This window comes from Streptococcus sp. ALY_208 (genome assembly GCF_058314295.1).
Window position 1 is genome coordinate 19,695 of sequence record NZ_JBZFUI010000005.1, and the last position, 14,965, is coordinate 34,659.

Genomic DNA, 14,965 nt, shown 5'->3' on the forward strand with positions numbered 1-14,965 from the left:
TTAGAGAGGATGATAGTGTGAGTGATTTTATTGTCGAAAAATTGACCAAATCCGTTGGGGATAAGACAGTTTTTCGTGACATTTCCTTTATGATACATGATCTGGATCGGGTTGGTCTGATTGGTGTCAATGGAACAGGTAAGACCACCCTTTTAGATGTCATAGCTGATCGGACTGGCTTTGATGGGGACGTCTCCCCCTTTCATAAGGCCAGTGATTATCAGATTGCCTATCTCACCCAGGAGCCAAAGTTTGAAGAGACTAAGACCGTATTAGAAACTGTTTTGGATTCAGATAGACCTGAGGTTGCCTTGATTCGTCGCTATGAAACGCTGATGCTGAACTACAAAGAAGAGGATCAGCTTGAGCTTGAAAAGGTGATGGCTGAGTTAGATCGTCTGGACGCCTGGTCCATTGAGAGTGATATTAAAACGGTATTAGCGAAATTAGGGATTAAGGATTTGACAAGACCAGTAAGTCAGCTCTCAGGCGGCTTACGTCGACGTGTTCAGCTGGCTCAAACTCTCTTGGCGGATGCTGATTTGCTCTTGTTAGACGAGCCCACTAACCACCTAGATATTGAGACCATTGCTTGGCTGACCAATTACCTCAAGACAGCTAAGAAGACTGTCTTTTTTATCACCCACGACCGTTACTTTTTGGACAATGTTGCCACCCGTATTTTTGAGTTGGATCGTGCCCGTTTGCTGGAATATCAGGGAAATTATCAGGACTATGTCCGTCTTAAAGCAGAGCAGGATGAGCGTGAAGCGGCTTCTCTCCATAAGAAAAAACAACTTTACAAGCAAGAGCTAGCTTGGATGCGAACTCAACCCCAAGCTAGGGCAACCAAGCAACAGGCCAGGATAAATCGCTTCCACGATCTCAAGACGGATATCAGCTCAACCTCTGGTGAACAAGGCCAAGTAGCTATTAATTTTGAGACCAGTCGGATCGGCAAAAAAGTTCTTAACTTCGATCATGTCAGCTTTGCCTACCCAGATAAAGAGATCTTAAAAGACTTTAATCTCTTAGTTCAAAACAAGGATCGTATTGGTATTATCGGAGACAATGGTGCTGGAAAGTCTACCCTACTAAACCTCATCAATGGGGATCTAGAGCCAACAGCCGGTCAGCTAGACAGAGGTGAAACGGTTCGTATTGGCTATTTTTCCCAGCAAATCAAGGGAATGGATGAGAGCAAACGGGTGATTAATTACCTGCAAGAAGTGGCAGAGGAAGTCAAAACGGCTGTAGGTACTACTAGCATCACAGAGCTGCTTGAGCAGTTTTTATTTCCACGTTCCACCCACGGCACCCAGATTGCCAAGCTCTCAGGAGGAGAGAAAAAGCGTCTCTATCTGCTTAAAATTTTGATTGAAAAGCCTAATGTTCTCTTATTGGATGAACCGACCAATGATCTCGATATTGCAACCTTGACTGTTCTGGAACAATTTTTACAGGATTTTTCTGGCGCCGTCATTACTGTTAGCCATGACCGCTATTTTCTGGACAAAGTAGCTAATAAAATTTTAGCCTTTGAAGATAGCAGTATTCGAGAATTTTACGGCAATTATACAGACTATTTAGATGAGCAGGAGTTCCTGAAACAAGTGGCTGATCAGGCGCAAAAAGCTCAAAAAGCCCCTAAAACTTCCCAGCCCAAGTCCGATAAGAAGCGCATGTCTTATCAAGAAAAGCAGGAGTGGGCAAGGATTGAAGATGCCATTGCTGAGCTCGAGGAAGGAATTGCACAAATCGAAGAAGAAATGCAGCATCAAGGCAGTGACTTTACCAAACTGAGCGACCTTCAAAAAGAGCTAGATAGTCTAAACGACCAACTGCTAGAAAAATATGAGCGCTATGAGTACTTGAGTGAATTAGAATAATAGTGTTAAAATACTCGCTTAAAATATAGGTTATAGAGAGCAGAAATAAAGATACGATTACAAAATAAATAGTCTAATACTATATCTGTTTACTGAAATTATAAAATGAAAGGGAGGGATGTTATGAAGCTTATCTGGTCTTACTTAAAGACATACCCCAAATGGCTGATGGGGAACCTTATCGGAGCCTTCTTATTCGTAGTGGTCAATTTGGGCATGCCCACGGTTTTGGCCCGTATGATTGACCAAGGGATTAATCAAAAAGACACCCATGCTCTATATTTCTGGGCTGGGATTATGTTTCTTGTTGTCCTTGCAGGTGTGATTGGACGTGTGACATTGGCTTATGGAACTAGTAATTTAGCGACCCATATGGTTAAAGACCTGCGCAAAGACATGTATCAAAAGCTGCAGCAGTACTCTCATGAGGAGTACGAGCATATTGGGGTCTCTTCCCTGGTCACAAGGATGACAACAGATGCCTTTGTCCTTATGCAGTTTGCCGAGCAGAGTCTTCGGATCGGTCTAGTTACCCCACTCATGATGATTTCTTCCGTTGTGATGATTCTGATCACGAGTGCCTCCCTAGCTTGGGTCGTTGCCTTTTTCATCCCGTTTTTGATAATAACCATTGCTTATGTGGCCATAAAGACTCGTCCTCTGTCGGAAAAGCAGCAGCAAACCCTGGACAAGATCAACCAGTATGTCCGTGAAAATCTCACTGGATTGAGAGTGATACGTGCCTTTGCCCGTGAGCCCTTCCAAGAAGAGCGATTTGACGAGAAAAATAAGCGCTATGCAGAGACCTCCACGCGCCTCTTTACCCTGACTGGTCTAACAGAGCCCATGTTTATCCAGATCATTGTGGCTATGATCATTGCCATTGTCTGGTTCTCGCTCAAGCCCCTGCGTGAGAGTAGTATGCAGATTGGGGATCTAGTGGCCTTTCTGGAATATAGTTTCCATGCCCTGTTTTCTTTCCTTATCTTTGCGAATCTCTTCACCATGTACCCACGCATGGTAGTGTCCAGTCATCGGATTCAGGAGGTCATGGACATGACCATCTCGATTTCTGAGAATCCTGACGGTATAAAAGAGACAGATACTCACGGTTATGTGGTATTTGATCATGTTACCTTTGCCTATCCTGGTGAGACTGAGAGTCCCGTCTTGCACGACATTTCCTTTACAGCCAAACCCGGTCAAACAACAGCCTTTATCGGATCGACCGGCTCTGGTAAATCTTCTTTGGTCAATTTGATTCCTCGTTTTTACGACGTTACCCTGGGAAAAATACTAATCGACGGTATCGATATCAGGGATTATAATCTCACAGCCCTTCGTCAGAAGATTGGTGCGGTTCCGCAAAAGGCGCTGTTATTTACAGGGACCATCGAAGATAATCTCAGATACGGAAATCCTCATGCGACGCAAACTGATTTGGAAGAAGCTGTGCGTGTCGCCCAGGCCCAGGAATTTATAGAGAACACGGAGGAAGGATTAGCAACGCATCTAGCAGAGGGTGGCAGCAACCTTTCAGGTGGTCAGAAGCAGCGTTTAGCGATCGCTCGAGCTATCGTCAAAAAACCAGATGTCTATATTTTTGATGATTCTTTTTCGGCTTTGGATTACCGTACAGATGCCCAGCTTCGTCAGGAACTAAAGAGTGTCACCAAGGATGCCACAGTCCTTATCGTGGCTCAGCGTGTCGGCACGATCATGGATGCCGACCAGATCATCGTTCTCGATGAAGGCGAGATTGTCGGCCGTGGCACCCACGACGAGTTGATGGCTAGTAATGACATCTACCGTGCTATTGCCAACTCCCAGCTCAATCGTGAGCGCCTAACTGAGAAAGGAGAGACTGTACATGACTAATCATTCTGTCTTTGCCCGCCTGTGGACCTATCTCAAACGCTATCGAGTCACCCTCTACCTGGCTATCTTTTTGAAAATCTTAGCGACCATTGCTAGTGTCTTAGAGCCCTTTATCCTTGGTTTGGCTGTGACAGAGCTGACTCATAGTCTAGTCAACGGTCTTGCCATCAATGGTCAAAAAATTGCCTTGTTACTACTCGTTTATGGTATTCGTGGGCTGCTGTCTGAAATCGGTAGTTATGGCTCCAATTACTTCATGACACGAACGGTCCAAAACGCCATTCACGATTTACGCTATGATCTTAGCCATAAGATCAATCATATTCCCGTTTCTTACTTTGATAAGCATCAATTCGGCGATATGCTAGGGCGTTTTACCAATGATGTTGAAACAGTCTCAAATGCCCTGCAGCAGTCCTTTTTGCAGGTTATCAATGCTGTTTTGACCCTGATCATGGTCATTGCCATGGTTCTCTATCTCAATATTCAGCTGGCTATTGTCGTTATCCTCAGCATACCATTGACTTATTTTTTGGCTAAATATATGCTGAACAAGTCCCAGCCTTACTTTAAACGTCAGGCTGACGCCCTAGGGGATATGAATGGCTTTGTGCAAGAAAATCTATCTGGTTTTAATATTATCAAGCTCTATGGGCGTGAAGAGCGCTCTGCTCAAGAATTTGCTAGCCTCTTAGATGAGATCCAAGAAGTCGGCTTCAAGGCTAGCTTTCGCTCGGGGCTCATGATGCCTGTTCTCAATGCCATCTCAGACAGTGCCTATCTGATCATAGCAGTCTGGGGTGGGCTCAAGGTCATTGCAGGCAAGCTGACGGTTGGTAACCTCCAAGCCTTTGTCCAGTACCTCTGGCAGATTGGTCAGCCCATCCAGACGCTGACTCAGCTGGCTGGTATGCTCCAGTCGGCCCGATCCTCCCTAGAGCGGATTTTCGCCGTTCTGGATGAAGAAAATGAAGTATCTGATGTGACTGAGCACCTTTCGCATGATTTAACAGGACAGGTTTCCTTTAAGCATGTGGATTTCCAATATGTAGAGGAAAGACCATTGATCAAGGACTTCAATCTTGACGTAGAGCCCGGTCAGATGATTGCCATTGTAGGTCCTACCGGTGCTGGTAAGACGACCTTGATCAATCTACTCATGCGATTTTATGATGTGACCAAGGGTGCCATCACAGTAGATGGTCATGATATCCGTCATCTATCTCGACAAGCCTATCGCCAACAGTTCGGTATGGTACTTCAAGATGCCTGGCTCTATGAAGAAACCATCAAGGACAATCTGAGATTTGCCAAGTTAGATGCGACCGATGAGGACATTATCGCAGCGGCCAAAGCTGCCAATGTCGACCATTTTATCCGTACGCTACCAGGTGGCTATAACATGGAGATGAATCAAGAGTCCAGCAATATTTCACAAGGCCAAAAGCAGCTGCTGACGATTGCGAGAGCCCTGCTGGCAGATCCTAAGATTCTCATTTTAGATGAAGCAACGTCATCCGTTGACACCCGCCTGGAGCTTTTGATCCAAAAAGCCATGAGCCATCTCATGAAAGGACGTACCAGCTTTGTCATTGCTCACCGCCTGTCGACTATTCAAGAAGCCGATAAGATTCTAGTCCTCAAAGAAGGGCAGATCATCGAGCAAGGCAACCACGAGAGTCTCCTTGCCGCTCACGGATTCTATTATGACCTCTACATGAGTCAGTTTGCTGATCAAGATTAGTTAAAATCCCGCTCAAAGCAAGCGGGATTTTATGCTATAATTAAGAAACGACTGGTTATGAGTGATCGCTTCTGCATAGCCTCATCAGTTCTGGTAAGTGATCGATAGACTAGGTGCATTTATAGCGTTAAAAGGAGAAAAAATAAATGATGATCATAACAATTTTAGCCATTATTCTACCGGCTTTACTTGGGATAGCTGGTGCAATGATTGCTATCTATTTTGCCCGTCGCAAGAATAATGTTTACAAAACATTTGCGGCTAGCCATGGCTACGCCTTTGACAAGGCACAGTATTCTGGTTCTTATGTCCAATATGGCGTTGCCAAAAGTAAAGGTGGCTTTAACAAAGATTTGGGTACCAATGTTTTTGTACAGCGTTATGCTAGCTTCAGGCACTATCCTTTTGGCAGAGGATTTGGAAAGAAAGTCCTCAATGTCATCTCGGGGCAATTTTCAGGAGAGTCCTTCCTAGCTTACACTTATATGTTTACAGCCAATAGTTGGGAAAACTCAGGAAATGGTGGCATTTTTTGTATTGTCATGGTAGCCACAGCTGTCCCACCGACTGCGCCTCTACCTGACAATGTCTTCTACGAAAATGGCTGTCTAATCGAGTATACCAGTGGCATGCTTGATGTTACTCAGCTACATGCTCACATCACATTTCTCAGTCATCTCAAAAATAACCAATAAAAGATTGCTGTATCATTTTGATCTAGATGAAAGGAGTGCAACTAAATGGCATTAACAGATGAAGACGTTCACAAAGTATCGAAGGCTAAATCTCGTAAAAAATGGCTCTACCTGCTTATTATTGTTCTTGTAATTGGAGGGCTAGTTGGTCGTCATTTTTACCACAAACACAAGCAATCCCAGCTTTATAAACACGCCTTTCTCATGTTAGAACAACAAACAGCCGTCTATATCAAGGACCACTATTCAGGTGTCAGTAAAATTGAGTTTTCACCAATCTTTATAGATGGAAACGGCATTGAAGGAAAAAGTGAGAAAGTTGTACCTGTTATCTATGATAAACATGGTAACAAGGCCTATTTAGGCAAAACTATAGGAAATTTTGGTCCAGCTCCCTATGGTTTTAAGAGTGGTATCTATGCTATGGATTTTGACTATCAAGGAAAAGAAGTAATCTACCTACAAAATGATGTAGATGTGAGTGGACATGCCCATTTGCCGGATAGGGCTAAATTAAAAAAATCAGATAAGATTGATGAGAATATAGAATTGCTGATTGAAGATAACCAACTAAAAGATATTCTTAAGACTGAAGAGGGTAGTCCAAATGCAAAAATCCGGTATAACACAGAGTTGGTATATCATTTTGACCTAGATGAAAGGAGTGCAGACAAATGGCGTTAACAGATGAAGAAATCCAAGGGTTACAAAAACAGAGGAAAGAAAACATAAAACAAGAGGAAGGTTATGTTACTGAAGTTGAGTTAGAAAATGGCAAGAAACAGTACTACCAAATCGTCAATAAAACCAATGCAGGCGACACGACGGAGGCTATCGCCTATGTTCCAGTAGATAATAAAAAGGGTGACAATCCCAACTATGATGAAACCACCATCACGGTTGCCGGTACAGATCCTGGCTTCAATGAATCAACCGCAAATGCAGCTGCCGCGAGAGAAATTATTACACCACAAACTGAGGAGGTTAGAAAATTCTATTCTGAGACTGACAAGAAAGTGGAGAACGAAGGCGGAACAATCTCCAACATGTCTGGTTTTAGTCAATCAGGCCCTGCCGTGGCAAAAATTGCTGCTGAAAATGGCTTGTCTGATGATAAAGCGATTAAAGTGACCAACTTCAATGACTGGGGCGGTGAGGCAGCCATGGAAGATACTGTCAATCCAAGAGGGATTACACCAGAGGAGAAAGAATATCTGGATAAACATGCAACAATCTACAGTGACAGTAAAAATAAAATCACCATGTTTGACGGTGGGCTAGGAAATATTCCTTATGGCAAGGTTAAAGAGTACGAAGGATACAATCACGATCCCTCTGGAGCTAGGATAAAGGGAAATGATTTGAACGTAGCCTACTATGTCAAAAAGAATCAATTTGCCTCAGGCATGACCTATCAACAAGTATTAGCAATAGCTGTCCATAAAGCCAATGGCGATCTGAGCATGGCTGCAGTTTATGTGGCGGATTATTTGGCTGTTTATGGTAATTTTTCGAGTAAAGATAGAACCAAAGACAGTGAGAATACATCCACTTCTTTGGATACCCTAGAAGTATCCTACCTCAAGCAGGGGAAATATGCGGGACTGAAGGATCTGCTTCAGCGTTTCGGTGGTTCTAGTGGTGGTGAGCGTATTATGCTAAAAAAATTACTCCTTTTTGCTAGTGTGAGTCAAGCGACCAGTCAAGTGGATGATCTTTTGCATAAGCTTAGCCACACGACCGACCAGATCAAAGATGAGGTGAGAGAAATTGTGGACTCTAGCCGGGCAAAGGCATACAGTATAGCGACTGAGCTCTCTGACAGTGAGGTTGAAGCTTTGTTAGCAGAAATTGAGTTTGATCAGGTATGGGATGAAGGCATAGAACAAGACAATCTTGCACAAGCAAAAAACTTTGCCCAGAAGGTTGAAGACTTAGTTGAGCAAATCATGAAGGCTGGTGAAGCTATTGAAAGCAGTGACCAAGAGTCCTCTCAAGATATTTATAATTTCAAATCAGATGCCCTGAAACTACTATAAGGAGGATAATATGATTGATACCAGAGATCTAGATAAGTTTAAAGAAAGACTCAAAGAATTGAGAAAAGCTCAAGAAAGAGCCTTGATTAAAGCTATTGTTCAGACGGCTAAAGATAGAGCTTCAGAGAAAGGAGCGGAGCTAGAATCTGAGCTTGATAAGATAGCATCAGAACTAAAGCAGGTTGCCAGCACAAAACTAAAAGTAGGTATCTTGCCATCTTTTGAGGGGTTGGCCGCTAATGCCGCTACAGATCAGGCTTCTTCTCTTACCAAGCCTCAGTTCGATAATCCGATAAGGACTTGAGGAGAAATAGATGGATCAAAAAGAAAAAGAGCGGTTAGAAGAGGCCTACTGGGCTAAGTTACGGGAATTTAATGAAATGGAATGGGATTTGCATGACTTGAAAATAGAAGGACAGAACTTGATGGATGATCATTATGGACATCTTGATGAGTTGCAACGCTTAAGTCCAACTTCTTCTTTAAATCATTACTGGCATGAAGTCAATGATAAGGTTCAAGAGTTTATGAGCCAGCTTCGTTATATGGAGGATGAGTTGGAAGAATCAAGATACCAAACCAAGCGTGATTTCCTAAAGAAGACCGAAAACTATTAAGTTGGTAGCAGATAAGCAGTATTAACTATAAGATTAATTTTTGTTAGGAGTCTACTATATAAATTCTGCCCAATAGCAAACAATAGCAGAAAATCTCCTAAACAATCGGTAGCTGCCTTTGTAGATAAGTCTTTGTCATCAAAAGAGCAGAATATCCGAATGATGGCCACCAGACATTGGAAAAATCTTGACAAAATATTCTGAATATTTATATAATATGATCCGTAATAAAAATTACAATTCAATATATCGGAGGTAAGTGCTATGACAAATGGACAAACATATGTGGACAGTGTCTTTGAAAAGGTTAAAAAATTAAACAGCCATGAACCAGAATTCTTGCAAGCAGTAGAGGAAGTATTCCAGTCTTTGGTACCAGTCTTTGATAAATACCCTAAATACATCGAGGAAAATCTCTTAGAACGCTTGGTTGAGCCAGAGCGCATCGTCTCTTTCCGTGTCCCATGGGTCGACGACCAAGGAAAGGTTCAAGTTAACCGTGGTTTCCGTGTGCAGTTCTCATCTGCCATCGGTCCTTACAAAGGAGGACTTCGTTTCCACCCTTCGGTTAACCAATCCATCATCAAATTCCTAGGATTTGAACAAATCTTTAAAAATTCACTAACTGGTCAACCTATCGGAGGCGGTAAGGGTGGATCTAACTTTGATCCTAAAGGCAAGTCAGATAATGAAATCATGCGGTTTTGCCAAAGCTTCATGACTGAGCTCAGCAAACATATCGGTGCAGACACAGATGTTCCTGCCGGTGATATCGGTGTTGGAGGACGTGAGATCGGCTATCTCTATGGTCAGTACAAACGCCTCCGCAACGAATACACTGGTGTATTGACAGGTAAAGGCTTGACCTGGGGTGGATCACTGGCTCGTACAGAAGCTACTGGTTATGGAGCTGTTTATTTTGCAGAGCAAATGCTCAATGCTCGTGGTGAAAACTTCAACAATAAGACAGCCATCGTTTCTGGTTCTGGTAATGTTGCCATCTACGCAACGCAAAAATTGCAGAGCCTCGGTGCTAAGGTTGTAGCAGTATCTGATTCATCTGGTTACGTTTATGATCCAGAAGGGATTGATGTGGACCTGCTCAAACAAGTCAAAGAAGTGGATCGTGCACGTATTACAGCTTACGCTGATGCACGTCCAAGTGCAAGCTTCACTCCAGCAGGTGGAGAAACGACAATCTGGTCTATTAAGGCAGATCTAGCCTTCCCATGTGCCACTCAAAATGAACTGAGCGAAACAGACGCTGAAACACTTGTAAAAAATGGTGTGATAGCCGTTTCTGAAGGGGCAAATATGCCATCGACGCTGGGTGCCATCGATGTTTTCCTTAAAAATGGGGTATCATTTGGACCTGCCAAGGCTGCCAATGCCGGCGGTGTAGCGGTATCAGCTCTTGAAATGGCTCAAAACAGCGGGCGCACATCATGGAGCTTTGAAGAAGTGGACAGCAAGCTCTACGATATCATGAAAGGCATTTACGAAAATGCTGCAGCAGCAGCTAAAGAGTTTGGGCAAGAAGGTAACTTGGTTGTTGGTGCTAATATCGCCGGTTTCCTCAAAGTTGCTGAAGCTATGTCAGCTCAAGGAATCGTCTAAGGGACAGAACGCTATACCAGCAGATCCATCTTCAGATCTTTGCGAGTAAGGCGAGCATAATCCAGCCACCTCCGCCCTACTAAAAGTATTAGAAACGCTATTATATAAACCTTTCTAACACTCGGGAATTTTGAGCCTTAGGGCTCAAAATTGAGCTATGAAACTGCGAAGGAGGTTGCTAGCGTCCGGCAGCACTTAAGGATGGTAGCAAACAATACTTTTTCTTCAAGCTGAGAGGCATTTTAGGCCTCTCTTTTTGTATTCTTAAATTAGTTCTCATGGAAACATTATTCTTGACTTTGATTGGAGGAAGGAGTAGTATGATTCTCATGAGAACTAGTTGTTTTCAAGAAAATGTGAGGTGTTTTCATGAAAGATCCTTTTGATACTTTCAGAAACTTCATCAATACTATGGAATCTGCCGTCCAAGATCTGGCTAAGCAATATGGTGTTGAGCACTTGGCGGGTCCTCAAGGCTATACAGTGGCCTATCTGCTGGATCATCAGGAGCAAGAGATTTTTATCAAGGACATCGAGACCAAACTCAATATCTCAAAATCTGTTGCCAGCAACCTGATCAAACGCATGGAGAAAAATCAGTTTATCCAAGTGATCCCCTCAAAGACAGATAAGCGCTATAAGCAAGTGGTCCTGACAGAGCATGGTCGGCAAAAAGCTATAGATATCCAGGCCTTTCACAGGACCCTCAATGCCAAATTGCTGAAAGGGATTGATGAGAAGGATGTTGAAGTTTCTCAAAAAGTTTTTCAAAAAATTAAAGAAAATCTAGAAATTAAGGAGTAGAAGATGTTTAAAATTTTCAAACGTCTCAGCGCCAAGGAATGGAGCATGATTGGGCTCAGTACGGTATTCGTCTGCTTGGCAGTATGGATGGATTTAAAAACACCAGAGTATGTCTCTGATATCACCCGTCTGCTGCAGGAAAAAGGGACAAAGACATCAGATATCATGGAACCAGGTTCCAAGATGCTGCTGTTTTCATTTGGTAGTTTTGTCATGGCTGTCTGTGTTGGGTTTCTAGCTGCCCGTACAGCTGCTGGTTTCACCACCCGTTTGCGCTCGGATATTTTCAATCAAGTAGCTGATTATTCACAAGCTGAGATCAAACAATTTTCAGTGCCAAGTCTCTTGACACGTACCACTAATGATTTGACCCAGTTACAAATCATGGTCACCATAGGGATGCAGGTGGTGACTCGTGGTCCTATCATGGCGGTATGGGCTCTATCTAAAATCTGGGGTAAGAGTGGTGAGTGGACTGGTGCAGTAGGTGTGGCTATTCTGGTCGTTGTGATCATGCTAGCGATCTTGATGTTAGTTGCCTTTCCACGTCAACGCAAGGTCCAATCCTGGACAGATGCCCTCAATGCAACGACCCGAGAGTCATTGACCGGTATCCGTGTGGTCCGTGCCTATAATGCAGAGGACTACCAAGATAAAAAATTCAAAGATGAAAACGCCAATCTGACTAAGCTAAATCTGTTTGTCTACCGCCTCATGTCCTTGATGAACCCAGTCATGACCATGGTTTCAAGTGGTTTGACTCTGTCTATCTACTGGATTGGGGCTAACTTAATCGATGATGTCTCACTGCCTAAGATCGATAAGACAAGTCCTATGGTCATGCAGATGATCAAAGCAGCAAAAGAGGCCATCGATGATCGTGTCAGCATCTTTAGTGACATGGTTGTCTTTTCATCCTATGCCATGCAGGCAGTCTTTGGTTTCCTCATGATGGCAGCTATCTTTATTATCCTGCCACGTGCACTAGTGTCCGCTAAGCGTATCAATGAAGTTCTAGCCCTGGAACCATCTGTCAGCTTTAAAGAAAAGTCTAAAGAAACCAACGGGCAAGTAGGAGAAGTTGAAGTTCACGATCTGTCCTTCCGTTATAGCAAAAACTCTGCTGATGTGATTGAACATGTCAGCTTCAAGGCTAATAAAGGGCAAACGATCGCCTTTATAGGATCGACTGGTTCTGGTAAATCGACCTTGGTCAATCTGATTGCCCGTTTTTACGATGCTACGGGTGGCTGGATCAAGATTGATGGCGTGGACGTGCGAGATTATACCCACGAAGATCTAAACAACAAGGTCGGCTATATTCCTCAAAAAGCTGTCCTCTTCACAGGTACCATCCGTTCAAATATTCAGTTTGGTAAGAGTGCCCAGGGAGATCTCAGCGATCAAGAGATCTGGGAGGCTTTAGAACTGGCTCAAGCCAAAGATTTTGTCCAAGGAAAAGAAAAGGGACTGGATACTGAGGTGGCTCAAGGTGGTACCAACTTCTCAGGAGGTCAGCGCCAGCGTTTAGCTATCGCTCGTGCCCTAGCCCGTAAGCCAGAAATTCTGATCTTTGACGATTCTTTCTCAGCTCTGGACTATAAGACAGACCGCATCCTACGTGAGGAGCTCAATAAGCAAACTAAGGATCTGACCAAACTGATTGTTGCCCAACGGATTTCAACCATTATGGATGCCGATCAAATCTTGGTCCTCGATGAAGGTAAAGTCGTCGGACAAGGTACCCATAAAGAGCTTCTTGCCAATAATTCTGTTTATCAAGAAATCGCCTATTCACAACTATCTAAGGAGGAGTTAGAAAAATGAAAAACAAAAAACAATCTGTGATTCGTAAAATGACTCCTTTTCTTAAGGGATATCGTGCCGTCTTTGTTTTAGCCATTATTTTTACGATCGTCTCAAGTACCATTACCGTGATTGGACCGGATCGTCTCAAGGAGATGACAGATACCATCACCAAGGGGCTGACCGGTGAAATCGATATGGATAAAATCACCCAGATAGGAATGACCCTGGCTATCCTCTATGCTATCGGTGCCATCGTTTCCTATCTGGCTAGCTTTATTGTAGCTACCATGATTCAGCGCTTCGCCCAACGCCTGCGCGACGCTATTTCAGACAAGATCAACCGTATCCCTCTGATGTATTATGATAGCCATTCACAAGGGGATACACTGTCACGAGTGACCAATGATGTTGACCTTTTGACCCAATCCTTCAACCAAAGCTTGGTACAAATGCTGTCATCCATCATCCTTTTGATTGGATCCATTGTCATGATGATCAAGACTAACGGAGTTCTGGCAGCTACAGCCATCATCTCTGTCTTTGCCGGTTTTGCCCTGACGGGGATTATTATCGGTAAGAGTCAGCCCCTCTTTAAGCGTCAGCAAAAAAATCTAGCCGATGTTTCAGGTTATGTCGAAGAAATCTATACCGGTCACAATGTAGTAACGTCTTACAGTGCCCGTGATGAGAGTAAGGAACGCTTTGATGAGCTCAATCAGGAACTCTATACAAGTATGTGGAAGTCCCAGTTTTTCTCAGGGATCATGTTTCCTATGATGAACTTTGTCGGGAACTTTGGCTATGTCATGGTCTGTTTAGTAGGGGCTAAACTAGCACTCGACGGTGACATTACCATGGGGACTATCGTTGCCTTTATGACCTATGTCCGTATCTTTACTCAGCCTATCACACAAATGGCTCAAGGCATCACCCAATTACAATCCGCTAACGCTGCCATGGGTCGTGTCTTTGAGTTCTTAGATGAGGAAGAAATGGAAGTCGAAGAAGCTAAGACCAAACAACTTGATACAATCAAGGGAGATGTCAGCTTTGATAATGTATCCTTTGGTTATCTGCCTGATAAGACGATTATCCACAATTTTTCTGCCCATGCCAAGGCTGGACAAAAGATTGCTATTGTCGGTCCGACAGGTGCTGGTAAAACGACCATCGTCAACCTGCTGATGCGCTTCTATGAAATTAATAGTGGCCGTATCGCTATCGATGGTGTCAATGTTCATGATATGACACGAGCTGAGGTTCATGATGCCTTTTCTATGGTTCTCCAAGATACCTGGTTGTTTGAAGGGACAGTCAAGGAAAACTTGATCTACAATCAAGAACACATCACAGATGAGCAAGTCATAGCAGCTGCCAAAGCAGTCGGTGTCCACCACTATATCAAGACCCTGCCAAATGGCTATGATACTGTTCTTGATGATTCGGTAACCTTGTCTGTAGGTCAAAAGCAACTGATGACCATCGCACGTGCCCTCCTCAAGGATGCCCCACTCTTGATCCTAGATGAGGCAACCTCATCAGTAGATACTCGTACAGAAGAATTGATCCAAAAAGCCATGGACAAACTCATGGAAGGGCGCACTTCCTTTGTCATTGCCCACCGTCTATCTACTATTCGCAATGCTGACCTTATCTTGGTCATGAAGGAAGGTAACATCATTGAGCAGGGAAATCATGATGACCTCATGACACAAAATGGCTTTTACGCAGATCTCTACAATTCACAGTTTGCGAGTGCCTAAGACAATGTCAATCTAGAATAATACTAACGAGTCTGAACTTTTGTTCCAGGCTCGTTTTTAGGTACTCGGTTAGTCTGAAATGGCCGGTTAGCCAGTACTTTTTGAGATTA

Annotated in this window: 12 protein-coding genes; all 12 read left to right on the top strand. The window is 43.5% G+C overall.

Annotated elements, in window-relative coordinates:
- Window positions 1-17 precede the first annotated feature (17 nt).
- The gene (locus AC4HAI_RS05800; protein ID WP_491110802.1) at window positions 18-1,889 is read left to right on the top strand and encodes an ABC-F family ATP-binding cassette domain-containing protein; all 1,872 of its coding nucleotides are present in this window, start codon (window positions 18-20) and stop codon (window positions 1,887-1,889) included.
- 123 nt (window positions 1,890-2,012) lie between these two features.
- Window positions 2,013-3,767, top strand: coding sequence for an ABC transporter ATP-binding protein (locus AC4HAI_RS05805; protein ID WP_491079245.1), 1,755 nt, complete (start codon window positions 2,013-2,015; stop codon window positions 3,765-3,767).
- Window positions 3,760-5,511: an ABC transporter ATP-binding protein gene (locus AC4HAI_RS05810; protein WP_491079244.1), complete on the top strand. Its 1,752-nt coding sequence runs from the start codon at window positions 3,760-3,762 to the stop codon at window positions 5,509-5,511. The genes AC4HAI_RS05805 and AC4HAI_RS05810 overlap by 8 nt, the downstream gene beginning before the upstream one ends.
- A gap of 146 nt (window positions 5,512-5,657) precedes the next feature.
- On the top strand, window positions 5,658-6,206 hold the full coding sequence (locus AC4HAI_RS05815; protein WP_491110803.1) for a hypothetical protein: 549 nt from the start codon (window positions 5,658-5,660) through the stop codon (window positions 6,204-6,206).
- 45 nt (window positions 6,207-6,251) lie between these two features.
- The gene (locus AC4HAI_RS05820; RefSeq protein WP_491079242.1) at window positions 6,252-6,890 is read left to right on the top strand and encodes a hypothetical protein; all 639 of its coding nucleotides are present in this window, start codon (window positions 6,252-6,254) and stop codon (window positions 6,888-6,890) included.
- The gene (locus tag AC4HAI_RS05825) at window positions 6,881-8,245 is read left to right on the top strand and encodes a hypothetical protein (RefSeq protein ID WP_491079241.1); all 1,365 of its coding nucleotides are present in this window, start codon (window positions 6,881-6,883) and stop codon (window positions 8,243-8,245) included. Before AC4HAI_RS05820 ends, AC4HAI_RS05825 begins: the two co-directional genes overlap by 10 nt.
- Window positions 8,246-8,255: 10 nt before the next feature.
- Window positions 8,256-8,549 (top strand): hypothetical protein, encoded by a 294-nt coding sequence (locus AC4HAI_RS05830; protein WP_491079240.1) that lies wholly within the window; start codon window positions 8,256-8,258, stop codon window positions 8,547-8,549.
- A gap of 10 nt (window positions 8,550-8,559) precedes the next feature.
- On the top strand, window positions 8,560-8,862 hold the full coding sequence (locus AC4HAI_RS05835; RefSeq protein WP_491079239.1) for a hypothetical protein: 303 nt from the start codon (window positions 8,560-8,562) through the stop codon (window positions 8,860-8,862).
- Between the two features lie 264 nt (window positions 8,863-9,126).
- Window positions 9,127-10,479 (top strand): NADP-specific glutamate dehydrogenase, encoded by a 1,353-nt coding sequence (gdhA, locus tag AC4HAI_RS05840; protein WP_491079238.1) that lies wholly within the window; start codon window positions 9,127-9,129, stop codon window positions 10,477-10,479.
- Window positions 10,480-10,848: 369 nt separating this feature from the next.
- Window positions 10,849-11,283 (top strand): MarR family winged helix-turn-helix transcriptional regulator, encoded by a 435-nt coding sequence (locus AC4HAI_RS05845; RefSeq protein ID WP_491110805.1) that lies wholly within the window; start codon window positions 10,849-10,851, stop codon window positions 11,281-11,283.
- Window positions 11,284-11,286: 3 nt separating this feature from the next.
- Window positions 11,287-13,110, top strand: a complete 1,824-nt coding sequence (locus tag AC4HAI_RS05850; protein ID WP_491110806.1) for an ABC transporter ATP-binding protein — start codon at window positions 11,287-11,289, stop codon at window positions 13,108-13,110.
- The gene (locus AC4HAI_RS05855; protein WP_491110807.1) at window positions 13,107-14,855 is read left to right on the top strand and encodes an ABC transporter ATP-binding protein; all 1,749 of its coding nucleotides are present in this window, start codon (window positions 13,107-13,109) and stop codon (window positions 14,853-14,855) included. Before AC4HAI_RS05850 ends, AC4HAI_RS05855 begins: the two co-directional genes overlap by 4 nt.
- Window positions 14,856-14,965 lie beyond the last annotated feature (110 nt).

Coding starts and splice junctions, on each gene's coding strand:
- AC4HAI_RS05850 (WP_491110806.1), top strand. CDS start 11,287: ATGTTTAAAATTTTCAAACGTCTCAGCGCCAAGGAATGGAGCATGATT.
- AC4HAI_RS05835 (WP_491079239.1), top strand. CDS start 8,560: ATGGATCAAAAAGAAAAAGAGCGGTTAGAAGAGGCCTACTGGGCTAAG.
- AC4HAI_RS05845 (WP_491110805.1), top strand. CDS start 10,849: ATGAAAGATCCTTTTGATACTTTCAGAAACTTCATCAATACTATGGAA.
- AC4HAI_RS05815 (WP_491110803.1), top strand. CDS start 5,658: ATGATGATCATAACAATTTTAGCCATTATTCTACCGGCTTTACTTGGG.
- gdhA (WP_491079238.1), top strand. CDS start 9,127: ATGACAAATGGACAAACATATGTGGACAGTGTCTTTGAAAAGGTTAAA.
- AC4HAI_RS05855 (WP_491110807.1), top strand. CDS start 13,107: ATGAAAAACAAAAAACAATCTGTGATTCGTAAAATGACTCCTTTTCTT.
- AC4HAI_RS05810 (WP_491079244.1), top strand. CDS start 3,760: ATGACTAATCATTCTGTCTTTGCCCGCCTGTGGACCTATCTCAAACGC.
- AC4HAI_RS05805 (WP_491079245.1), top strand. CDS start 2,013: ATGAAGCTTATCTGGTCTTACTTAAAGACATACCCCAAATGGCTGATG.
- AC4HAI_RS05820 (WP_491079242.1), top strand. CDS start 6,252: ATGGCATTAACAGATGAAGACGTTCACAAAGTATCGAAGGCTAAATCT.
- AC4HAI_RS05830 (WP_491079240.1), top strand. CDS start 8,256: ATGATTGATACCAGAGATCTAGATAAGTTTAAAGAAAGACTCAAAGAA.
- AC4HAI_RS05825 (WP_491079241.1), top strand. CDS start 6,881: ATGGCGTTAACAGATGAAGAAATCCAAGGGTTACAAAAACAGAGGAAA.